The sequence below is a fragment of the Vibrio clamense genome, assembly GCF_050337905.1.
Classification (GTDB): domain Bacteria; phylum Pseudomonadota; class Gammaproteobacteria; order Enterobacterales; family Vibrionaceae; genus Vibrio; species Vibrio cortegadensis.
The window spans coordinates 52,446-76,786 of sequence record NZ_JAKJTJ010000032.1; the positions used below are offsets into that span (position 1 = coordinate 52,446).

Annotated in this window: 19 protein-coding genes; 14 read left to right on the top strand and 5 right to left on the bottom strand. The window is 41.3% G+C overall.

All coding sequences use genetic code 11. The features are described from left to right. Positions 1-2 precede the first annotated feature (2 nt). The 3 genes from L4C39_RS17730 to moeA form a co-directional block, all read right to left on the bottom strand. On the bottom strand, positions 3-2,117 hold the full coding sequence (locus tag L4C39_RS17730; RefSeq protein WP_429747225.1) for an LruC domain-containing protein: 2,115 nt from the start codon (positions 2,115-2,117) through the stop codon (positions 3-5). Positions 2,118-2,332: 215 nt separating this feature from the next. Continuing rightward, a complete protein-coding gene (moeB, locus tag L4C39_RS17735; RefSeq protein WP_136995389.1) occupies positions 2,333-3,085 on the bottom strand; it encodes a molybdopterin-synthase adenylyltransferase MoeB in 753 nt (250 codons plus the stop codon). Between the two features lie 11 nt (positions 3,086-3,096). Beyond that, the gene (moeA, locus tag L4C39_RS17740) at positions 3,097-4,332 is read right to left on the bottom strand and encodes a molybdopterin molybdotransferase MoeA (RefSeq protein ID WP_429747227.1); all 1,236 of its coding nucleotides are present in this window, start codon (positions 4,330-4,332) and stop codon (positions 3,097-3,099) included. Between the two features lie 201 nt (positions 4,333-4,533). Here moeA and folE point away from each other — a divergent pair, with 201 nt between their 5' ends. After that, the gene (gene folE, locus L4C39_RS17745) at positions 4,534-5,187 is read left to right on the top strand and encodes a GTP cyclohydrolase I FolE (RefSeq protein WP_017053242.1); all 654 of its coding nucleotides are present in this window, start codon (positions 4,534-4,536) and stop codon (positions 5,185-5,187) included. A gap of 168 nt (positions 5,188-5,355) precedes the next feature. Here the strand turns inward: folE and ppsA are convergent, their stop codons facing one another. Then, a complete protein-coding gene (ppsA, locus tag L4C39_RS17750) occupies positions 5,356-7,728 on the bottom strand; it encodes a phosphoenolpyruvate synthase (RefSeq protein WP_429747230.1) in 2,373 nt (790 codons plus the stop codon). A 170-nt stretch (positions 7,729-7,898) separates the two neighbouring features. On the opposite strand from ppsA, the gene ppsR reads away from it, so the two are divergent. From ppsR to L4C39_RS17770, 4 genes are all read left to right on the top strand, one after another. Further along, the gene (ppsR, locus tag L4C39_RS17755) at positions 7,899-8,732 is read left to right on the top strand and encodes a posphoenolpyruvate synthetase regulatory kinase/phosphorylase PpsR (RefSeq protein ID WP_429747232.1); all 834 of its coding nucleotides are present in this window, start codon (positions 7,899-7,901) and stop codon (positions 8,730-8,732) included. Between the two features lie 251 nt (positions 8,733-8,983). Continuing rightward, positions 8,984-9,829 (top strand): GGDEF domain-containing protein, encoded by an 846-nt coding sequence (locus L4C39_RS17760; RefSeq protein WP_429747234.1) that lies wholly within the window; start codon positions 8,984-8,986, stop codon positions 9,827-9,829. Positions 9,830-10,053: 224 nt separating this feature from the next. Beyond that, positions 10,054-11,451, top strand: a complete 1,398-nt coding sequence (locus tag L4C39_RS17765) for a basic amino acid/polyamine antiporter (protein WP_429747236.1) — start codon at positions 10,054-10,056, stop codon at positions 11,449-11,451. A 126-nt stretch (positions 11,452-11,577) separates the two neighbouring features. Beyond that, positions 11,578-12,561: a Solitary outer membrane autotransporter beta-barrel domain gene (locus tag L4C39_RS17770; protein ID WP_429747238.1), complete on the top strand. Its 984-nt coding sequence runs from the start codon at positions 11,578-11,580 to the stop codon at positions 12,559-12,561. 11 nt (positions 12,562-12,572) lie between these two features. Here the strand turns inward: L4C39_RS17770 and L4C39_RS17775 are convergent, their stop codons facing one another. Then, positions 12,573-13,805, bottom strand: coding sequence for a GGDEF domain-containing protein (locus L4C39_RS17775; protein WP_261889719.1), 1,233 nt, complete (start codon positions 13,803-13,805; stop codon positions 12,573-12,575). Positions 13,806-14,021: 216 nt separating this feature from the next. Here L4C39_RS17775 and L4C39_RS17780 point away from each other — a divergent pair, with 216 nt between their 5' ends. The 9 genes from L4C39_RS17780 to L4C39_RS17820 all read left to right on the top strand — a co-directional run bounded on the left by L4C39_RS17780 (position 14,022) and on the right by L4C39_RS17820 (position 22,846). Beyond that, positions 14,022-14,390, top strand: coding sequence for a late competence development ComFB family protein (locus tag L4C39_RS17780; protein ID WP_017053235.1), 369 nt, complete (start codon positions 14,022-14,024; stop codon positions 14,388-14,390). 14 nt (positions 14,391-14,404) lie between these two features. Then, entirely contained in the window at positions 14,405-14,683 is a 279-nt protein-coding gene (locus L4C39_RS17785; RefSeq protein ID WP_017053234.1) for an HlyU family transcriptional regulator, read from the top strand. Positions 14,684-14,985: 302 nt separating this feature from the next. Beyond that, positions 14,986-16,536 (top strand): Re/Si-specific NAD(P)(+) transhydrogenase subunit alpha, encoded by a 1,551-nt coding sequence (gene pntA / locus L4C39_RS17790; protein ID WP_371712195.1) that lies wholly within the window; start codon positions 14,986-14,988, stop codon positions 16,534-16,536. 10 nt (positions 16,537-16,546) lie between these two features. After that, on the top strand, positions 16,547-17,923 hold the full coding sequence (gene pntB, locus L4C39_RS17795) for a Re/Si-specific NAD(P)(+) transhydrogenase subunit beta (RefSeq protein WP_017053232.1): 1,377 nt from the start codon (positions 16,547-16,549) through the stop codon (positions 17,921-17,923). 563 nt (positions 17,924-18,486) lie between these two features. Further along, the gene (vxrA, locus tag L4C39_RS17800; RefSeq protein ID WP_261889717.1) at positions 18,487-19,938 is read left to right on the top strand and encodes a sensor histidine kinase VxrA; all 1,452 of its coding nucleotides are present in this window, start codon (positions 18,487-18,489) and stop codon (positions 19,936-19,938) included. Then, on the top strand, positions 19,913-20,572 hold the full coding sequence (gene vxrB, locus L4C39_RS17805) for a response regulator transcription factor VxrB (protein WP_017053229.1): 660 nt from the start codon (positions 19,913-19,915) through the stop codon (positions 20,570-20,572). The genes vxrA and vxrB overlap by 26 nt, the downstream gene beginning before the upstream one ends. Then, entirely contained in the window at positions 20,572-21,456 is an 885-nt protein-coding gene (locus L4C39_RS17810) for a DUF2861 family protein (protein ID WP_429747247.1), read from the top strand. The genes vxrB and L4C39_RS17810 overlap by 1 nt, the downstream gene beginning before the upstream one ends. Positions 21,457-21,515: 59 nt before the next feature. Continuing rightward, complete coding sequence (locus L4C39_RS17815; RefSeq protein ID WP_429747243.1) at positions 21,516-22,661, top strand: conjugal transfer protein TraF; 1,146 nt, start codon at positions 21,516-21,518, stop codon at positions 22,659-22,661. A gap of 41 nt (positions 22,662-22,702) precedes the next feature. After that, a complete protein-coding gene (locus L4C39_RS17820; RefSeq protein WP_017053226.1) occupies positions 22,703-22,846 on the top strand; it encodes a YoaH family protein in 144 nt (47 codons plus the stop codon). Positions 22,847-24,341 lie beyond the last annotated feature (1,495 nt).

Sequence of the window (24,341 nt, forward strand, 5' to 3'; positions counted from 1 at the left end):
CCTTATGGTTGATAGTATTTATTTTGTATAGCATTTGATGACTCAAACCAATCAGTGTTTTTACTGCCACCAGATTGCGCATATTCGGCAAAACTCGGATAGGCCGTTACAAGGTCGGTACGTTCTGTCGGCCATTCCCATTCATCGGTAATGAGTAGCGCCCAAGGTAAATTTGTCGCTGTCTTAAAGTAAACACCTGAACTTTCATCACTGACATCGACACCAAGGCCGGCAAGGTTATCGGTATCAAATTTCTCTGTTGGGGCCTGGTCAGCTAAATGTATCTCATAGCTACGACCGGGGTGATTGGGTAAGCCCTGCCCATGATAGGTTCCTGGTGAGGCAAAGATGAATGGGTCATATGGCATTCCCATAAGAGAAGAGACATCAGCATCTTCTTTCAATGTAATGCTTAAGTTGAAAGCAAAAGCTTCGGAGTCTTTACAGCTATTAATGGTTCGATAGTAACTGCAATTTGTTGAAAATTTAGACGTTAAATCGTTCGATATAATAAATATTGCTTCGTTGGCATCCAGCTCCAATCCGCTATCTTCATTGATTGCACCGTTATGCTGTTGGAAGGTACGAGCCGTATCAATCTCAGAGCGAGACAATCCAGCTAATCTAACAGCAAATCCATTTTTATAGTCTGCGCCATAAGCTGCAAATCGGCCTTTAATGGTTGATTTAACCACCTTATTCTCTTTAACAATTTCGGTGATGTGGTAGAACATGACGACGTCGTTCATATCGTAATCTGCGGTATAGGGCCAGTTATCTTCATAAGCGAGGGTTGCGTAGCCAAATTCGCTTGGGAAGTGTCGAGCAGTGGCCCCATCATTGAGAACGTTGATTTGATAGTCTTCCACTTCTCCAGAGGTAGAGCCTCCGTTGTAATTAAGTCCTGTTTGTTGACTGAAACGAAATCGAGCCCATGTGTTACCGTTTAGGGCATTGATATCGACATTCAGCAGCAGTTGATTCGTGCCAGCAGTGAGCTCCTTGTCTGAAAATACCTTCTCGTTTTCATCGTCGAAATCACCATCTTGGTTCCAGTCTATCCATGCAGACAAGTAACCAGAGATTGAAGCATTGGCAATAATAATGGAGTCAAAACCAGTTTCTAGAGCGGTAACAAATCCGATTCCATCTTCATCATTACTGCCAGAAGTGTTATCACTTAAAGGGGACACAAAACCATCCTGTTCTCCGTCTGGTACTGAGTTGCCTAACCAAGTCATGCCATCGATTTGGTGTCGCGGGCCATTACTGGCAAGCGTAGTTTGATAGCTATCAGGAGCGTCACCAAAATCGATGGTCGAGTCTTCATCAATCACAGGAGCATTTGCACAACGTGCACCATCGTTTTGACTAGATGAAGGACCATCTGCAAATTTAACCGCAGGGACATTTCCGGCGGCTATTTGAGCATCGTCGGATAAATCAATACGGTAGACTTGTCCATCTTGATTTCGAGATACGTAGTAGTAACCGTTGACATCAAAGTAACCCGCTCCAAATGTTCCTAGCTCGCCAGTATCTCCGATGTAAGTTTCAGCGCCTGTTGACGTATTAAAGCGATATAAACCGCCGCTGTTATTATCGATACCATATAGAGAACCATCACCGGGGTGGAAAGCGAAATCCGTTAATTTTGGGCTAGCGGAAGAGGAGATCTGCTCTACTAATAAAATGGCCGTTGGATCACTCTCAAGTGGGCGCAAGTCAATTCTAAAAAGCCCTTTTCCAGTGCGGTATAGGTAATAATATTGGTCGTGAACATCACCCACATAAAAAGTGTGGCCAGTGGGTAAATTAGCTGTGTTAACGATCTCTGCTTGGAAGTCGTGGCCTAACCTTACGATTTGTTTATTCGTTGTGTCGTAACCATAGATATAGCGGTTTTCAAAATCGAACCCTACACCGTTAATGTTCACATCCATGCCTGTGTCGCTTTGTATCAGCGTCGATTGACCAGTAACTAAGTTTAAGCCATACACTTGAACTGGGTTTGATTGGAATAAATAGGCTTTGCTTGGACAAGTATCGAATGGGGCTGCCAATGCCGCCCCTCCATAGGTAGCCAATGATAAAGCAACAATAGGTAGTATTCTCATGTCATCTTCCTTTCCTTCTAACGTATACTCCTTATTACAAGTTGCGTGCCATTTTTAACCTTTTGATTTCAATGTCTTTTATTTTTATATTTTCTATATTCTCAATTTGATTATCAATATTGGAGATATGAAAAAAGCCTTAGCGATTAGACTAAGGCTTAATGATGAGTGACGGAGTAATGCTACCAGCCATGAAACTGGATGGATCGATGACGTTATTTGCTACATACCGGACATGATGGCTGCTTGAATAATTTCATTTCACGCCATGTCAGTGACATCGCATCTAAGATCAATAGCTTTCCTTGCTTCGACTGGCCAAAGTTCGCTAATACCTTAATGGCTTCTAGCGCTTGAGTCGCCCCGATAATTCCGACAACAGGAGCCATTACTCCCGCCTCAACACAACTTAATGCAGCGGTTCCAAATAGGCTACTGAGGCATTGATAGCATGGCTGATTCTCATCATCATAAGTGAATACACTAATTTGACCTTCCATACGAATAGCGGCACCAGAAACTAATGGTGTTTTAGTCGCAAAGCAGAGTCTGTTCAGTTGATTTCGAGTTGCTACGTTGTCACTTGCGTCGAGCACTAAAGAGTGCGATTCCACAAGTTGTCTAAGCTGCTCATCGTTTAAGCGTTCAGAAACCGTATCAACCATGATATGAGGGTTAAGGGTTAAAAGTGTCTCCTTAGCGGAATCGACTTTCAAACGACCAATGTCTGCGTCACTGTGTAGAACTTGACGTTGTAAATTCGACAGTTCAACGACATCGTCATCAATCAAGGTGATTTTTCCAACCCCCGCAGTGGCAAGGTATTGAGAAGAGGCACAACCTAAGCCACCAGCACCAAGGATCAAAATTGAGCTCTGCTTTAGGGCTTCTTGTCCATCAAAATCAAACTGTTTGAGGATGATTTGACGATTGTAGCGAAGCATCTCTTGGTCAGATAATATTTCCAACTCTCAATTCCTTAATAAAGCGTAGAGTTAAACTGCTGGATCTGAACGGTTTCACCCACTTGAACATTGCCTCTGTCACGTTCAATAACGACGAAGCAGTTAGCAAGACTCATTGAACGAAATGCACCAGAGCTTTGGTTGCCTGTTGATTCAACTTCAAATTGGCCATCTTTGATGGTGTAGATCCCGCGTTGGTAATCAGTTCGGCCCGGGCCTTTTTTGAATGCCGTTTTTGTAATGGCAGGGATGGATTCAGGTGCTTGCCAATGAGTATGGCCTGCAAGTTTCGCTAGCATAGGTTGAACTAAAACATACATGGTCAAAATGGCTGAAACCGGGTTTCCTGGCAACCCACAGAACCATGCATCATCTAGAGCGCCAAAAGCAAAAGGCTTGCCCGGTTTAATCGCAAGTTTCCAAAAACCGATCTCCCCAAGTTCTTCGAGTATGTCTTTGGTGTAATCCGCTTCGCCGACACTTACACCGCCGGAAGTGACAACCACATCAGCCATTTTTTGTGCTTTTTCAAATGTTGCTCGTAACGTGTCTTGGCAGTCTGGAATGATTCCAAGGTCAATCGCTTCGCAGCCAAAACCTTCGATGAGCGGCTTAATACCGTAGCGATTGCTATCGTATATTTGACCATCTTCCAACGTCTCACCCAATGATTTTAACTCGTCACCAGTAGAGAAAAAAGCCACTTTAGGTTTGGCAATGACGTTTAGATGACTAAAACCAAGAGAGGCGATCATTGGGATATCGCGCGGGGTAAGTCTTACCCCTTTTTCTAGAACAATGTCACCTTGTTTGATGTCGTCACCGGTAGGGCGAATATTGTTTTGTGGTTTGATGTTCTTTTGTTTAATTTCAATGCCAAGATCTGTCACTGCGGTATTTTCTTGCATGATAACAGCATCACAGCCCTCAGGGATTTTGGCGCCTGTCATGATACGGATGCAGGTTCCAGCAGGCCATTCACCTTCAAATGGAAGTCCGGCGAAAGATTTACCAGCAAGCGGTAATATATTGGAACGCTCAAGATCAGCGAGTTTTATCGCATAACCATCCATTGCAGAATTATCAAAAGGTGGAACAAAAATTGGAGATAAAACGTCTTCAGCTAGGACATAGCCTAAAGCATCAGCAAGAGGTAGTTGTAGGGTCGTTTGAATAGGAGAGATACGCGAAAGCATTTTGTCTAGCGCGTCTTCAATAGGCATTAAGCCCGGAGCGTCACAGCAGCCCATATAAGAATCCTTTGGTACTTGTCATTATTAGAGTGTTATCGCCGAGTACTTTAGCATAAATTTAGCCCTGGCAATATACTCCACAGGTGTTGGTATTCATCACTTCAGTGCAATGCCCCTCACCAAAATAGGGGTGTAATTATTCAAGATTGCGAGTATGCTTGTCTGCCATCCAAAAGGGGTAAATCAAGAGGAATGCGAATGTCAGGTCTTAGCGAATCAGCTCTGTTGGTTAAAGATGCGCTATCAAGCCGTGGATTAGAGACGCCGATGCGTCCTAATGATGTAAGCCGAGAAGAGAAAAAAGAAAAGATTGAACACCATATGCGTGAAATCTTATCTCTACTCGAGCTAGACCTTACTGACGATAGTTTAGAAGAGACACCTCAACGCATCGCCAAGATGTATGTTGATGAAGTGTTTTCAGGTTTAGACTACACAAACTTTCCAAAAATCACCGTCATCGAGAACAAGATGAACGTTAGTGAAATGGTTAGAGTAAAGGACATTACGGTAACCAGCACGTGTGAGCACCACTTAGTCACAATAGATGGCAAAGCAGCGGTGGCTTATATACCACGTGGAAAAATCATCGGATTATCAAAAATTAATCGTATCGTACGTTTCTTCGCTCAGCGCCCTCAGGTGCAAGAACGGATGACACAACAGATTCTAGTCGCATTGCAAACCTTGCTTGAGACAGAAGATGTTGCAGTAACGATGGATGCGGTGCATTACTGCGTTAAATCACGCGGAGTAATGGATGCAACAAGTGAAACCACTACTACTGCATTAGGTGGGATCTTTAAGTCCAATCCAGCGACAAGGCATGAGTTTCTCAGCGGCTTACGCTAGGTTTATGGTTAATAGCTCAATAGATTAATCGTGAAAGGCGACTAGCCATTAGCGACAAGAATAAGAAAGCCGATGACATAAAAATGTCATCGGCTTTTTTTACTTAGTTATAGAGCGGCTCAATTATAAATCTGCTCAGTTATAAATAACGATTCTTGTTATAGAATGCTATTTTTGGTCAATGTTACCAAGCTTGAGCCAAGTATCGACAACAGTATCTGGGTTTAACGATACAGAACTAATGCCTTGCTCCATTAACCATTGAGCAAAATCGTCATGGTCAGATGGGCCTTGTCCGCAAATACCAATATATTTTCCTGCTTTGGTTGCGGCATCAATGGCCAATTTCAGCAACGCTTTTACTGCTGGATCTCGTTCATCAAACAAGTGCGCGACATCGCCTGAATCTCGGTCTAAACCAAGAGCCAATTGCGTCATATCATTTGAACCGATAGAGAAACCATCAAAGAATTTTAAGAACTCGTCTGCGAGTATTGCGTTAGACGGCAATTCGCACATCATGATGACTTTTAATCCATCTTGACCGCGTCGTAAACCGAATTTAGCTAATAGGTCGATCACCGATTCTGCTTCGCTTGGTGTTCGAACAAATGGGATCATGATCTCTACGTTCTTTAAGCCCATTTCATTACGTACACGCTTGATTGCTTGAGTTTCAAGTTCAAAACAATCTTCAAAAGAGGAAGAGATGTAGCGAGAAGCGCCTCTAAAACCTAGCATTGGGTTCTCTTCGTGCGGTTCGTAATCTTTACCACCGACTAAGTTGCTATATTCGTTTGACTTAAAGTCAGACATGCGAACAATCACACGCTTAGGCCAGAAAGCCGCACCTATGGTTGCAATACCTTCAGTCAGCTTACTGACATAGAAATCGATTGGATCGCTATAGCCTTTAATGCGCTCAGTGATCTCCATCTGTAGTTCTGGTGTTTGAGCATCAAAATTGAGTAGGGCTTTAGGGTGGATCCCAATCATCTTATTGATGATGAACTCTAAACGAGCAAGACCAACACCTTCATTTGGCAATTGAGCAAAGTCGAAAGCACGATCTGGGTTTCCAACATTCATCATGACTTTAGTCGGCAGTAATGGTAACTCGTTGACTGCTGACTGTTTGACTTCAAAGTTCAACTCGCCTTGATAGACAAATCCAGTTTCACCTTCAGAACATGACACTGTAACAGATTGCTCATTTGTCAGCTTTTCTGTCGCATCACCACAACCGACAATGGCTGGAATACCGAGTTCGCGTGCGATTATTGCAGCATGGCAAGTTCGGCCACCACGATTGGTCACGATAGCAGAAGCTTTTTTCATTACCGGCTCCCAGTCCGGGTCTGTCATGTCTGTGACCAGCACATCGCCATCTTGGACTAGTGACATTTGATCTAAAGAAGAGACTAAGCGTACAGGGCCAGTACCAATTCGTTGCCCAATGGCTCGGCCTTCAATCAAGACTTCTGCTTTCGCGTTTAATTGGAAACGCTCGACAACATTCTTATCGCTTTGAGAACACACGGTTTCTGGTCGAGCTTGGACAATGTAGATCTTGCCGTCAATCCCATCTTTGGCCCATTCAATATCCATTGGACGCTGGTAATGTTTTTCAATAATTAAAGCCTGTTTCGCAAGCTCTTCAATTTCATGATCGGCCAGTGAGAAGTGCTTCTGCTCTTCTTCATCTGTATCAATGATCTCAACTTGCTTACCGATCTCTTGGCTATTGGCGTAGATCATTTTGATCAGTTTGGAGCCAAAGGTCTTGCGGACGATCGAATGATTACCGGCTTCAAGGGATGGTTTATGAACATAGAACTCATCGGGGTTCACTGCGCCTTGAACGACCATTTCACCCAGACCCCAAGAGGAAGTAATGAAGGCGACTTGATCAAATCCTGATTCGGTGTCGAGAGTAAACATCACACCAGATGACGCTTTATCCGAACGAACCATTCGCTGGATACCCGCAGATAGCGCAATGCCTTCGTGATCGAAACCTTGGTGCACACGATATGAGATAGCCCTGTCATTAAATAACGAAGCATAAACGTGCTTCGTCGCTTCAATAACCGCATCGATGCCTTTGACATTAAGGAAGGTTTCTTGTTGACCAGCGAAAGAGGCATCGGGGAGATCCTCTGCGGTTGCGGATGAGCGTACCGCGACTGAAAGCTCATCATTACCATCAATTAGTGTCGCGTAATGCTCACGGATATTATGTTCTAACTCCGCGGGGAAGGGAGCATCCAGAATCCATTGTCGAATCGTCGCGCCTGTCTTACGCAGAGCGTCAATATCTTCAACATTCAAATCATTGAGTAGGGCATAAATTCGGTCATTAAGCTGTTCAAATTCCAAAAACTGGTGGAAGGCAAACGATGTAGTAGCAAAACCGTTAGGAACTGAAACGCCAGCATTGGATAAATTAGAAACCATTTCACCAAGTGAAGCATTTTTACCGCCGACTTTGTCGACATCGTTCATGGACAGGGTATTAAACCAAAGAGTGTACTTTTGCATGTCTATCTCCGAAACATTGCATTAAGTGCGAAAAAGGCAAACGATTACGTATTGGCTTAAAAAATTTTCACAAATGTTAAAAGCTGTGGGGGACGTAATAGCATGCCCGTGTAGGATTTCGTTATTATGGGTACATCCTACTCAAAAAATTTTTAAAACTTAAATAAAATATGCAAACAGAATATCAAAGTCGTGATGTGTTCTATGTTTCTGACGGAACGGCCATCACTTGCGAAACGTTAGGGCACACTGTACTGGCTCAATTCCCATTTAAAGCCAATATTCAGACATTTCCGTTCATCGAAAGTGAAGAGAAGTTGAATGATTTACTGAAAGAAATCGAACTCTCATTTTCAACTTCTGGTACATTTCCGCTGGTCTTTTTCTCTATGGTCATTCCTGAGATTAAAGAGAGGTTGCTTCAAGCCAGTGCTCATTTTTATGATGTTCTTGAGCGCCTAGTGGCCTCAGTCGAAGCGGATCTTGACTTAGAAGCAAAGCCTCAGTTACAACGATCACATAGTGTGAATAAGGATTCAGTTGGTTATTTTGATCGGATTGCTGCGGTTGAATATACGCTGGCTCATGACGATGGCATTTCACTTCGCGGTTTAGAAGAGGCCGATATTATTTTGCTTGGTGTTTCTCGCAGTGGCAAAACACCGACGAGCTTATACATGGCAATGCAGTTTGGTTTGCGCGTTGTGAATTACCCCTTTATTGATGAAGACATAAAACGACTTCAACTGCTGCCAAGCTTCGAGATTTTCCGTCATAAGCTGTTCGGTTTAACGATTGATGCCGAACGATTGACCGAAATACGTGGTAATAGACTCGCTGATAGTGAGTATGCAAGTACGGAGCAGTGCATCACGGAGTTAATCAGTGTTGAGGCTCTTTTTAGAAGAGAGGCTATCCCCTATATCAATACTTCAAGTATGTCAGTGGAAGAGATTTCGACTCGTATTTTAGAGCGAACAGGTTTAAAGCGTCGGCTGTTTTAGATAGAGCAAGTCTAATCATTTGGTGTTTTTATAAACACAGCCAAATGGTGCTTGATATCTCAAAATCCGCAAATTCAGATATAAAATGGCATACTGTTTTGGTAATGTAACAAACTATTTTAAATTAGAATCATTAATTCATGCATGCACCTCCCCACAATTGTCGCCGTTCATTATGTCAAATTAGTCACGTGCTATCGGTTTTACCTGAGCCTGTCTTTTTAATCGATAGAGCAGGGAAGTATCTTAATGTGTGGGGGGGAACTAGCCAACAACTTCATCACGATGCCCAGCAGTTATTAGGCTCTTCCTTAACTGATCTGTTTGAACCAGCACTGGCTAAATCCTTCCTTAAGGTTTTAGAGCAGGTATCGCTATCGGGTGAATCACAAATGATCGAATACACCATTTCCCCAAGTGATATAACGCAGTTTGAAGAGATTGTTGGACCAAAAGAGAAGCAATATTTCAGTGCCGTTGTTGCACCTTTCTCTGCTGAAGGGGAAGTTTTATGGTGCGTGAGAAATGTCACTGAGCTAAATAAAAGTTTGGAGCTACTGGGTAAGCAAACGGAATTGTTAGAGGGGCTGACGAACACTGACCACTTAACACAAGTGTTTAACAGGCATGCTTTGGAAAATTATGTTCCTCCTGTAATGGAGAGAGCAAAGCGTGATCATGCGAGTGCGACAATCTTTATGATTGATGTGGACTATTTTAAACAACTCAATGATCACTATGGCCATACTTATGGCGATAAAGCATTACGTACCATCGCAGACTGTTTAAAAAGTGTAGAACGAAAAAACGGAATGTGTTTTCGTTATGGTGGTGATGAATTCCTACTGTTTTTCACTCACCTGACATTAGATGATGTGGAAGAGATAACATCTGAACTGAGTGACAAGCTTGAGCAATCCGCCCTAGTTCATGCCCACTCTCCAATCAGTGAAAAAGTGACGGTAACCATTGGGATTGAGCATCAGCGTATTATGCCTAACTCATGGGAATTAGAAGAGTTGGTACAACTGGCGGATAAGGCTCTATTTGAAGCCAAAAATACGAAAAGAGGTAGTATTAAGCTAAACGTCAATTAGCTTTCCTCTCGGTCTGTTGCATTGTTATGACACATTGATGTACAGATAGTATCCAAGATGTTCTCAACTGGCTCATTTTGATTTCTGATTAATTGATCAAATTCAAATAAAAGCATTTTTTGCTAAATTATTGGTCGAATGCATGAGCTATATCGTGCATTTTTTCAATAAATCATCATAATACTCGGCTATCTCACCATAAGTTAGATTTTAATTAGGTTAATATGGAAAAGAAATTGGGGCTGGGTTCACTAACAGCACTCGTCATTGGCTCGATGATCGGGGCGGGCGTTTTCAGCTTACCTCAAAATGTAGCCGCGATCGCAAGCCCTGCAGCGGTTATGATTGGCTGGTTAATTACTGGTGTGGGAATGGTATTTCTTGCACTTTCTTTCCAACATCTTGCTCACTTAAAACCTAATATTGATAGTGGTGTGTTTGGCTATGCACAAGCTGGGTTTGGTGATTTTGTCGGGTTTTGCTCTGCTTGGGGTTATTGGCTAAGTGCGATGCTTGCCAACGTATCCTATCTGGTGATTGTCTTCAGTACGCTTGGAATGCTATTTGATCAACCAGATGCCGTCTATTTCGGCGCAGGCAACACATGGTTATCTGTTGCTGGATCTTCGATTCTGTTATGGCTGGTGCATGCATTGGTATTACGCGGAGTCCAAACTGCTGCATTGATCAATGTTATTACCACTTGCGCTAAACTTATCCCATTGATTCTGTTTATCCTCTGCGCTTCTATTGCCTTTAAATGGGACACCTTTGTTTTTGATTTTACCGGTGTAAGCTTTGGACCAGAACATGATTTACTTGCACAAGTAAAAAGTACCATGTTGATTACGGTTTGGGTGTTCATCGGTGTTGAAGGTGCTGTCGTTGTATCAAGTCGAGCTAAAAAGCGTGGTGATATAGGCAAAGCAACAATTTTAGGTTTGTTAACCGCACTTACGATTTATGTATTTGTAACTTTGTTGTCTATGGGGGTGATCAGTACACAAGAGCTAGCGACGTATCAAAACCCTTCAATGGCGAAAGTGTTAACAGAGATCATTGGCCCGTGGGGAGAACTAGTTATTGGTGTCGGCTTGCTTATTTCTGTATGCGGCGCATTTCTAAGTTGGACCGTTCTTGCATCTGAAGCGCCATATTTAGGTGCAAAAGATAAAATGTTCCCTAAAGTATTTGCGAAAAAAAATGACAGCGGTAGTCCATATAAAGCACTGACGTTTACCAATGTTTGCATCCAATTTTCGCTGATCTTCGTGATGTTTGCTGGTAGTACTTACGACACTCTACTTATCATTGCTTCTGAGATGATTCTTGTCCCATATTTTCTTGTGGGCGCCTATACATTGAAGCTGGCCATAGATACTGAGAATAGAGGTTCATTACTCTATGTTGGTATCTTTGCAAGTGCGTATGGTGTCTGGCTGCTTTATGCATCGGGTTTAAACTATTTACTTCTCTCTGCACTCCTTTATGTTCCTGGATTATTGTTTTTCATAAAAGCAAAAAAAGAGCAGCAGCAACAAGCATTTAATTTTAAAGAAAAGTTAGGGGCTAGTGTTCTTGCTATTGCTGCCACTTCCGCGTTGATAAACCTACTGTCATAACGGTATCATTTCATAGAATAACCCCGCAAAAATCAATTTGTGGGGTTTTATCTTTTAGATTCAGACCTATACTTGAAAATAACACTAAGCAACTGCTTTCGATTATTTCATTTAATAGGAATCTTAATGGGCCGAATCATTTCCCGTAGTTTTGCCTTCTCTTTGCTATTTTTTCCACTTGCATCTATCGCTTCAAATATTCAAAGCCAATTTCAGAAAGATCTTGAGCGCAATTTTGCCGCAGCGATTATTCTCACCGATAGTGATGTTCTAACGTTTGGCTTTCATGACTTTGATCCAAATGATTGGTTTGATTTGAAAAATGAAAATATTGGTACGGAAGATTCGATCAATTTACGAAAAAAAATCGCCGTGACGATATTGCCATATACTTTTGATCTCAGTGATGATGACGCCGTTAATAAGCACCAAATATCGGTTCGGTTATCATCTCTTGTTGTCGATCAGAGTGTCGAAATAGATTCAAATTATAGCGATGATCGACATAGAGAGCTTGTGGCCGGTCTTGGCGTTGAATACGAATACATACAAGCTCTAAATGAAGATTGGAGCATGAACTGGGGGATCGGCACACATATTCAGTACTATAGAAGTCGGTATGAATATGGAAGTGAGGTGTTAGATCCAATCAAAGACATTGTAGATGGTGTCATTGTTAATACCAGTGCCTGGGCTACGGTGATAGAGCCCAATATTGAATTTAAGTATGAGCAGCCTAAAGATTGGGGAAAGTGGACGTTTAAATCTCGGTTAAACTATTTTTATGGTTTCGGCTGGGGGGATGCGAATAACGGTCATATTGGCAATCCTGAAGGCTGGTTTGTAAGTAACGGCCTAGCGGCTTTTTACGATTTTGATCAATGGGGAAGAGCCGTACAATCGGTTTACAGCAGTATTCGTAGAGTTGATATTGGTGGAGATACTTCAACTCCATTTGGCACAAGTCACTATTATGAAGGCAGTATCGGGTGGTTAATGACTCCCCCTTTTGAAACAGACTTAATTGATAATGTCGGAATAGGGCTAAATATTAATTATGGTAGTAATTTGAAGGGCGGTAGTATCATTCTGTTTTTCAACCAAGATTGAAAGTTCTGCCATTAAACACAAACTCGATTGCGGCCCTTTTTCTTTGCTTTGTATAACGCTTGATCCGCAAACTTTAGCACTTCTTCGTGTTTACGTGTAACTGAACTATCAGACACACCAATACTAACAGTCACGGTAACGGTTTTAGTTTTATTGCTCCCCCTGCCACGCTTTTGTACGCCGAGATCATCACTTGTAGGTCTTCCGTCGTTGTTTCGAATGACCATTTCATATTCTTCGATATCTGCACGTAACTCTTCGAGATAGGGCAAGGCTTGCTTCTTGGTTTTGCCTTTAAAAACGAGAGTGAACTCTTCTCCACCATATCGATACACTTTTGCATTTCCGCCTGTGAGTGCTAACCGGCTTGCTACAAGCTTTAACACGTCATCACCAGTATCATGGCCATAGGTGTCGTTGAATTTTTTGAAATGGTCAATATCTAGCATCGCCATAGTGAATTTGCGCCCGAGCAGTCGAGTATCAAGGTCAAAAGCTTGTCTGCCAGGAATGTTGGTCAGTCGATCATTAAATGCCATCTCATGGCTGGCAGAGATAACGTAAACAATAACCAAAATGCCTGAAAGCGAAAACATGGTGCTGGAAATGTACTGAACATCAAAGAAAATAAAGGTGGTGGATGAAAGTAAAATTGCAGAGTAAACCACAACGTCTATTGAGCGATTATTCATTAGAACCATGATGCTGGTGGCTCCAGATATCGCAATACAATATAGAATAAGAATAACAGGCAGTTTCGAATACTCTGGCAGTGAAAATAGAAGGCTCTCACTGAGATTATCGAACCCTCCATCATTGAAATGATTAAGAGTCAGCTGTGCCCAGACAATAAATAGAAAAAGAGTCGATGTGAAAATCGCAACGCCTTTAGAGTTCACACCAGAATCTTGAAAAGCGTGAACAAACAGACAAGCAACGGGAAGAAGAACCGTCAGTAGAGAAAGCTCTATTAATGTGGTACCAGTGGATAACGAACTTTGAAGGCGGAGTTGAATGACGCTATAAGCGATCAGCATAGCAATGGAAACCATCGCCATCCTACCTTGTTTAAAGGTGTGGCAAAGAACAATTGCGATGGCAAATAAGATATAAGGCAAGTTCCCAGCAAAGCCTTGATTGGCGCTGGTGACTAAAATTACATTGTTCATTCCAATTAGCAGCATAAATAAAAGAAGCCACGGGAAAAGGAATCTAAAGATACTAGTAGACACGAAAGATGTCATTGGTGATTAAAACCTAGCCTAAACTATAATTCTTATGAACGAGAATTGCTTAGGATACTTTTATTTAATGATTTTCCAAGCTTTTTGCTAAACTAATAGAAGAAAATAGACATGATGAACAAAAAGAGACCAATATTAACTTTTTATGATTAACAGGTTGATATTCTCTTTAACAAGCGCTACAAAATGTAATCGACACAACAAGGAGATTAAACAATGCAAATTAGCGTTGATGTGCACAACTACATGGAAACTCTTGTTGGCCACGTTTTGGCTGAAGATTCATACATTGAAAAATATGATAATGAACAGTTGGCTGATCTTGCCTGTTTAGCTCTTAGTCAATTGAGACCTGTTTATATCCGCTTCGACATCGATTTTTTATCCGCTTTACCAGAGAAAGATCTAGTAAAATTAAAAGAGAGTGCATTAACGGCTGTCATAGCTGCTGAAAGTATGGTTGTAAACGACCGTCGTAAAAACAGAGACGTTGATGTTCCCGTAATCTTCACTCATTCAAATCCAGATGATGATGTGGAATTGGAATGGTTTGAAAAGCCATTGCTTAACTATAAAACAGAATAATAAAGGAGAGGGTTGTGGGACTTTTTTCGCGGCTTTTTGGCGGTAGTAAGAAACCTGAAGCTATAGAGCAGGTTGAAGCAGTAGAGTACAAAGGATTTTTGATTTACCAGGAGTCTTTAGCCGAGTCGGGCCAATATAGAATCGCAGGACGAATTACAAAAGAAATCAGTGGTGAACTTAAGTCTCACCGTTTTATCCGTTCAGATGTGATAGCAAACAAAAATGATGCGAATGAGTTGATGCTTAAGAAAGCTCAAATGTTCATCGATCAAATGGGTGAGAACATCTTTTAACGGCGACTTACCGTTAGATTGATGATAATCACCTTATTTTAAGCCGTAAGCGTTTATGCTATGGCTTTTTTTATGTACAAAGTTCGACTTTATCCAGTTGTTTTTAAAGTGATATTTTCTGGAGTGGTTTGACCTCTGTGTAGTGTTTAAAATGTTGTTTTTTTCCTTAACAACAGAGACAATCACCGATTACTTAAGGTTATATGTAATGAAATTTTGTATTTTTATTACAAAACACTTGAAGTTAACGCTGTCGTTAGATAAAAACAGAATATTCATTGTGCCAATAGTAGGGAATAACTATGCAAATTGGTGTGCCAAGAGAGATACTTGCGGGTGAAACGCGAGTAGCTGCAACACCGAAAACGGTTGAGCAGCTTTTAAAACTGGGATTTGAAGTCACAGTTGAAACAAAGGCTGGTTTATTAGCTAGCTTTGACGATGCTGCTTTTGAAGCTGCTGGGGCGACAATTGCTTCAGTTGAAGAAGTTTGGAAATCTGAACTTATTCTTAAAGTAAATGCACCGCAACTTAATGAATCAACTGGTGTTGATGAAATTGAATTAATGCAGGATGGTGCGAGTTTAGTCAGCTTCGTGTGGCCAGCTCAAAATCCGGAATTGATGGAAAAGCTATCAAGCAAAAACATCAACGTAATGGCGATGGATGCAGTTCCTCGTATCTCAAGGGCTCAGGCTTTAGATGCGCTGAGTTCTATGGCAAACATTGCGGGTTATCGTGCTGTTGTGGAAGCTGCGCATGAATTTGGTCGTTTCTTCACAGGTCAAATCACAGCTGCAGGTAAAGTGCCGCCAGCTAAAGTCTTAGTTGCTGGTGCTGGTGTTGCGGGCTTAGCAGCCATCGGTGCCGCAGGTAGTCTTGGTGCCATTGTTCGTGCATTTGACGTTCGTCCTGAAGTAAAAGAGCAAGTTCAATCTATGGGTGCTGAATTCTTGGAAGTTGATTTCCAAGAAGATACAGGCGCTGGCGATGGTTACGCAAAAGAGATGTCTGAAGCTTTTAATAAGAAAGCAGAAGAACTCTATGCAGACCAAGCTAAAGACGTTGATATCATTATTACAACCGCACTTATCCCGGGACGCCCAGCGCCAAAACTGATTACCAAAGAGATGGTAGACAGTATGAAAGCGGGTAGTGTCATCGTCGATTTGGCGGCTGCAAATGGTGGTAACTGTGAATATACGGTAGCAGACCAAGTCATCACAACGGAAAACGGTGTGAAGATTGTTGGTTATACCGATATGGTTGGTCGCCTACCGACTCAATCTTCTCAGCTATACGGCACTAACTTAGTTAACCTTTTAAAACTTCTATGCAAAGAAAAAGACGGCACTATCGACATCGATTTTGAAGATGTTGTGCTACGTGGCGTTACCGTTGTAAAAGAAGGTGAGGTTACTTGGCCTGCGCCACCAATTCAGGTATCTGCTCAGCCTCAAGCGAAAGCAAAAGAACCAGTAGTAGAAGCAAAAGTTGAAGAACCAGCATCTCCTGTGAAGAAAATCGCAGCACTTGCAATTGGTATTGGAGCATTCGGTTGGATTGCGTCTGTCGCTCCTGCTGCATTCCTTGCTCACTTCACTGTATTCGTTTTGGCTTGTGTTGTCGGTTATTACGTGGTTTGGAATGTCTCGCATTCATTGCATACACCACTTATGTCAGTAACCAATGCTATTTCAGGCATTATCGTTGTTGGTGCATTGCTACAAATAGGTCAAGGAAGTGGCGTTGTAACTTTCCTTTCGTTCATTGCCGTGTTGATTGCAAGCATCAATATTTTCGGTGGCTTTACTGTCACGAAACGTATGCTTGAAATGTTCCGTAAAAAATAAGGAGTAACAGATGTCTGCAGGATTAGTACAAGCAGCTTACATTGTTGCTGCAGTTCTTTTTATCATGAGTCTTGCTGGTTTATCAAAGCAGGAATCGGCTCGCGCGGGTAACTACTACGGTATTACCGGTATGGCGATTGCCTTAATAGCAACGATCTTTAGCCCTGATTCATCAGGTATTGCGTGGATCCTTGTTGCTATGGTTATCGGTGGTGGTATTGGTATCCACTATGCTAAAAAAGTAGAAATGACAGAAATGCCAGAGTTAGTGGCAATTCTTCATAGCTTTGTTGGTATGGCGGCGGTACTGGTTGCTTATAACAGCTATATCGATCATGGCGAACTGACTGGTGCGATGTTAAACATTCACTTAGTTGAAGTTTTCCTTGGTGTATTTATTGGTGCCGTTACATTTACAGGTTCGATTGTCGCTTTCTGTAAATTACGTGGATTAATCTCGTCTTCTGCGCTAAACCTTCCACACAAACACAAGATGAATCTAGCCGCTGTCGTTGTTTCAACGCTGCTGATGATCCACTTTGTCAATGTTGAAGGCAGTATGTTTGCTCTTATTGTAATGACATTAATTGCATTCGTATTCGGTTACCACCTTGTTGCTTCAATCGGTGGTGCAGATATGCCAGTGGTTGTATCAATGCTTAACTCATACTCTGGTTGGGCAGCAGCAGCGGCAGGTTTCATGCTTGCAAATGACTTGTTGATCGTAACAGGTGCGCTCGTTGGCTCTTCAGGTGCGATTCTTTCTTACATTATGTGTAAAGCAATGAACCGCTCATTCATCAGTGTTATTGCAGGTGGCTTTGGTCAAGAAGTGACGGTGAGCTCTGGTGATGAAGAACAAGGTGAGCATAGAGAAACATCGGCTGAAGATGTCGCGGATATGCTGAAAAACTCTAAGTCTGTCATTATCACTCCAGGGTATGGCATGGCTGTTGCTCAAGCGCAATATCCAGTTCATGAAATTACAGAGAAGTTACGTGCACAAGGTGTTAACGTTCGCTTTGGTATCCACCCTGTTGCAGGACGTTTACCAGGACATATGAACGTACTACTTGCTGAAGCAAAAGTGCCTTACGATATCGTATTGGAAATGGACGAGCTTAATGATGATTTCGGTGAGACAGATACCGTTCTTGTCATCGGTGCTAACGATACGGTTAACCCTGCGGCTATTGATGATCCAAACAGCCCAATCGCTGGTATGCCAGTGTTGGAAGTATGGAATGCAAAAGACGTTATCGTATTTAAACGTTCAATGAATACCGGTTATGCGGGCGTACAAAACCCATTGTTCTTCAAAGATAATACTCAAATGTTGTTTGGTGATGCGAAAGCTTCATGCCTGAGTATCTTAGAACACTTGTAATCTAAGTTTTTTAAGCATCAGTTTAAGAAATAGCAAAAGGCAGCCCATATTGAGGCTGCCTTTTTTTCTTCTGAGACTAATGAAACAATGTTAGTCAGAATTTAAAGTATATTCTGATAGTTAAGAATCAAGCCAGAGACTGAATTCATCTAAGGTTAAGCATAAGTCCAAATTCTTAAATGTTATACATGAGTCGGTTAGATAACATATATGATCTTGATGCTCATCGTGAAAGATTATTTTTCCAACCGTGTCATTGAACTCTTCTTCGTTTTCAATGTTATGCTTGTACCCTCGATTCTCTAGAACTAATTTAATGAAGCGTAATTGCTCTACATGACGTTCATTCCATATTTTTGCAGCTTCTTGTTTTCTGTTCATTTTATCCTCAAAAACATATGTGGTTCTCTGACTGATAAGACGACAATTTAATTATTGATACTGCATTCAGAGATTGGAGAGTATTGTATATCGATAAGAGAGAAAAATGAATTTGGACTCATAACAAGATTTATAAGATAATGACTTAAAATCATGACACTTAGAAGTTTAAAGCAACTAAATTGATAAAAAAAATCAGCTATTCATTACTACTATTATTAACGCTATTTTCTGCAAATGCGTTAGCAGATTCCCTGCCTGAAAGAATAGAAAACTTTGCTGATCAATTTGATTATGAGTCTGCTACTCAATTTTACGATATACGTGTATTACAGTCTGATTATCCGACAAAACTTCTAGCTCCTGAGTCAATGCTACCGCAAACCGCAAAGTACCCACTTAAAGATATCCAACAACTTTACCGGCTTGCCGAAACATGTAATGGAAAGCTGCCACTAAGTCCTTTAATTACTGAACCTTTAGTTTTTACTCGCTCTATGTGTAAAGGTACTCCTCTTTCTTCTCGTTGGTTTTCACGAAGCAATCTAATTCACCCTGGTGGCGGCACATACGCTGCCCGATATGTGCAAAATCATCCTGAGCAATTTGAGCCGTTACAGCAATACATGCATATTCAGGAGCGACCACAATCTATAGACAATGAACTGCTTACCCGTCTACAAGAAATGGATAGTGACGCAATCACATCGCTCATCTCTGGGGCCAGTATGTTTGTCGAAAATGATGAATTATGGCTAAGGAAAGGGGAGCTGTATTATTTGTTTAATAGCTCGATATGGAAAGAAAATGCTGAACTCTCAGGTCTGAATTACAAATTATCTTCTGAATCAACAACGTGTTTAGTTCAAAGGGGTAATTTGTGTTGGGATGTTAAAGATCATTCTGAAGTACTCCGTATCAGCATGATCGTATTGATCGTTGCCAATATATTTCTAGTGGTTGGATGGTCAATCTATCGTTGGAATGTCAAAAAAAATGAACTTAAAAGTCGGATGCTTGTTCTACAAATTCTGACACATGAATTGAGAACACCGATTGCTAGCTTATCGATGACAGTGGAAGGCTTTAGACGTGAGTTCGAAAAGCTACCGGAATCTGTTTACGGCGAATTTAGAAAATTATGTGAAGACACGCGAAGATTAAGGCAATTAGCTGAAGCAAGTAAGGATTATTTACAGTCCGATAACCAAACTCTTGCAAGTGAATGGATTCCCTCAGTTCAAGAGTGGCTAGAATATAAAGTAGAGGGGTTGCAAGCGCCTGTCACTCTCAGCTTTAATCAGGATATTGCAGCAAAAGTGAATATCTACTGGCTTGGTACATGCATTGATAATTTAATTCGCAATGCGGTGAAATATGGCGTAGCACCCATCACTCTCGAAGTGACAACAGATAACAGTCGCTTGGTTATTCGAGTTATTGACCAAGGGACATTAACGAATAAAGACTGGCGAAGGTTAAGAAAACCGTTCGAAAGTAAAAGTGGCCTAGGGTTAGGCCTAACAATTGTTGAATCTATGGTTGGACGAATGGGAGGGAAAATGACTCTCATTGGCCCGCCAACTACATTTATTTTGGAGATACCCTGTGAAACAGACATTGCTACTCGTTGAAGATGACAAAAATCTAGCGGATGGACTATTAGTAAGTTTAGAGCAAGCTGGGTATGAGTGTTTACATGCTGAATTAATTTCAGAAGTCGAACAGTACTGGGAAAAAGCGGATTTAGTTATCTTAGACAGACAACTTCCCGATGGCGATTCTGTTCAACACTTAGCGAATTGGAAAAAAACGAAAGATGTTCCCGTCATACTGTTAACGGCTTTAGTTACAGTTAAAGACAAAGTGTCAGGACTTGATGCAGGGGCTAACGACTATCTCACTAAACCATTCGCCGAGGCGGAGTTATTTGCACGTATCAGAGCACAACTTAGATTACCAGAATCTGAAGCGGTTGATGAAATGAAAGTCACCACTGAAAACTTGGTTATAGATAAAGCGACCAGAGAAGTTTTTTTCAATGATATCTCCGTTACATTAACTCGCACAGAGTTTGATCTTTTACTTTTCCTCGCTAGTAACCTTGGCAGAGTGTTTACTCGAGATGAGTTGCTTGATCATGTTTGGGGTTATAACCATTTCCCAACCACTAGAACCGTTGATACACATGTACTACAACTACGCCAAAAGTTACCAGGCTTAGAGATAGAAACATTGCGTGGTGTAGGATATAAAATGAAAGCATGATGATATCGAAACTTGGATTGTCTCTTATTCTGATTTTTTCGCTAGCACCTAAAGTAGTGTTGGCGGAATACTGGTTTGATGAAAACACGCCATTGACTCATGCCCATCAAAATTTGTTGAATGACGACTTGAAATCGATGTTTACTTCATTGGTAGAGGTATGGCAACAAAACAAATCATCGACCCTGAGTACCCATTTAAATGGTCTACTTAATCAATCGCTTGAACGAGATTGTGGTAAATCATTAGCACAAAATAATTTTCCAGACTGGATTACCTCTGTCATTATTCGCAATCAAACCATACAAAGCCCGGGTAGAGATTCATATCGAGCGGTGGTAGAAGTAATCTCACCGAATATCATCAAAACGATTAATTTAGAGCGCTGGGTTGACAAAAAAATATCAAAAGACAGTGATTTTTACAGTCAGTCGCGTGACAATGTCACATCCAAGCAGCACGCTTATATACAAAGGTACAATTTAGCTAACAGACTACCAGCAGGGCTATATCGCCTGAACATAGAAAATTCAGATGACCAAGAGTGGAGTTCATGGGTGATTTTTACCAACTCGAAGCTAAAACAGCGAGTTCGATGGGCATCAAAAGACAAGTGGTCAGTTTCAAAAGACGCTCTACTTAACCCTTACTGTCCCTTACCAACACTTGAAACTGCGCTCTATGATGACGTCGATGGAAAATATGTTCAAATATGGGGCCAAAGCTACGAGACTGACTATCCTGACTCACTAGACACTGAAAGTTTCCCCCCAAATCGATATGTTCTTGCCGTCTCAATGAGACATCAGCGGTGGCAAGGTAATATTGTGATAGAGCAATCTCAGACTATCAGCAAAACTTATGATATATCTAGGAGCGAATAACTAAAGTTTTAAGCAGAAGTGCCGCTAATCCTAATAGGGAAATAACAAAAAATACTAATATGAAAAATTCGACTAAAATACTTATCAGTTCTATTACCCTTGCATCCGTCCCCGCTGTTGCAGCAAACTATTCAGTAGAGGCTCGTGGTGACGCAATGGGGGGAGTTGGTACCGTTTCAGCATCCTATTTGACCGCTCCATTCTATAACCCAGCATTAACAGCAATTTATAGACGTAATGATGATGCTGGTATGATACTTCCGAGTATCGGCATTTCCTATAATGATGAAAACAACCTAGTGGATCAGATAGATGGAATAGCTGACGGACTGGCTGCCACTCCACCTGATGCAGCCGCATTAGACGCAGCTCTAACTGCGATGGATGGGGATAGCGCTAAATTAGAACTTGGTGGTGTAGTTGCTTTTGGTATACCCAATAAATTTATAGCCGCTAATATTTTTGGTAAAGCGTATACTGAAACCTTTGTCACTCCAAGAATTGATACGGCAGCAGGTGACGGCGTCACTAAAGCAAATAATAGTATCGTTGAAGCAGTGAGCATTGGTGTGACAGAAGTGGGGATATCGCTTGCTAAGTACCAAACATTTTTAAATCAGCACCTTGCTTTTGGGATCTCCCCTAAATTACAACGTATTTATACATATTCATACGCGACCTCTTTTTCTGCTTATGATATTGGTGATGTTAGAGAAAATGAAACGGCTGAGACAGTATTTAATCTCGATGCCGGTGCACTATGGTTCTACGGACCTGTACGTATTGGCTTTGCAGCAAAAAATTTGATGGGTCGTGATATAGAGACCAAGAAATACCAACATACAGCAGGTTCCAAAACTTGGGACATCGGCTATGAGTACAGTATGCGACCTTTGTATACTATTGGGGCTGGGATTGTATCTGACTATTTCACAGTAAGTGTGGATTATGATCTCAATGAAGAGAAACGATTCAGTCAATTTGATGATAACACTCAAATGTTAAGGGCTGGTTTTGAAATTGACTTGATCCGCCAAGTACAAATTCGTGGTGGTTACATGACGAACTTAGCGAGAGATACTGAAGATACCATTACCGCTGGTTTAGGGATCTCTCCTCTGAATATATTTGAAATTGATGTTGCCGCCAGCTACACGAATGAAGATGCGATGGGTGCTTCAATAAATTTCCTTGCTACTTATTAATTGACCTTATATAGTCGGCTCCTGAATTTTAGGAGCCGATTATGTTTGACGACTTAACACTATCCCACCAAGAGCAGCAAGCCGCTGTAGAAGAAATCCAAAAGTTAATGCAACAAGGCGTGAGCACAGCAGAAGCAATTAAAATTATTGCTGAACAAATCCGTGCTGAAAAAGCCAACCAATAAAAGAGTAGGGTAGCATTACCCTCTTTTTCTCTCCCCCCTGATAGACTCACACTTACGCTCATTTTCTATTCGTAGTTTCACTCAATTCCAGCAACAAAACCTCAAACACTCACTTTAGTGTTGATTTATGAGCTTATTTACCTAAAACAGCATAATCATCTGCATTGTTTAATCGTAACGCTAACCATCTTAAAGCTTGGCGTTATATCGTCGATCTCGGAAAAAACCTTTTAAAACTAGTGATTTGCAACGGAATTTTATTCTGAATGATGATTAATAGCACCTTGGCGTGTAATTAAATTACGAAAATAAATGTAAGTAAAACAATTGGGATATCTAACTAGTGATTTGTGCTGTTAGCCTTTTGTGGAAAAGGATTATCATAGGTAGTAGGGATTTATGCTTAAAAGGAATTACAGTGTCACTTCTTGATGTGGGAGAACTGCCATGTTCTAGGAGGCGAGACACTGTAACTAAAGTGACACTGTCTCGTAGCGGTAGGCTATTTGAATAACTGAGTGGGTGTTCAAAGCTAAGACAATTTTATGGGTGAGACTGAACAGGCCTAATTAAACCGCATTGAAGAAAATGGTTAAGTTGGATGCACTCATGGGTGGCGTTTAACAAAAGGTTTAGCAGTGCCCGTTGGGCTTCGCTTGAGATCCATAGTGTAGGTTGTTTGAACGCTCGTCGTTTACGCTTATGGCTATTTCAAATCCTCCAATTTATTTGAGTTTGCTCTGCACGATTCAAAAGATAGAGAGCTTGTCGCTAATAAATGCGACGGGATATCTATACACACAACGCTACTCATACATCGGCGACTTGCAGTAAAAGCGGATTGCTTATCGCTGACTATGATTTTTCTTATCCATAGGCAGCGTCTACGATGAGTGTCTAAGTATCACCCGTAGTTAAGTCATTCAAATGAGTCGACGATTTGGATAGGATCTCTAAGGAAGAAATTGAGACGATAGCGAGGTTAATAGTTGTGAAGCTTGAGTTTGAACGCCCAGTCAGCAGGCTTAAGTATCTCCACATGGCCAGTGAAGAAGTTCAAGATGACTTGCTAAACGCTGTATAAACCATTTGTTAGAACGTTGGATTGGTTTATATCTTTCAGCATCAATTAGGCTTAATAGATTGATATCTTAACTTGGGAACAATGCCGGGTTACAACTTTGTGCCTATATACTAGGTGCGTATTATGTATCTAGATTTATGTTGAGCGGTTTGCTGCAAGCCTGAGTGCATCAAAGGGTGGGCGAGAGAACTGCTCATTGTCGGAACTTGTTTCGTACATGCGAAGAACGAGAATCGCTTTTAAAATGAAGCCCGTAACATAAATTGTATAATGCGCATTAAGCTTGCGATTTATCTTCCATTAGATTGCTGTAAACACGTTGACAATATGCCAGTATTTTTACTAATATCAGTCTTAATGATATGGACCATTAAGGACCATAGTCATATGGGAGCACTAACTCCCATATTC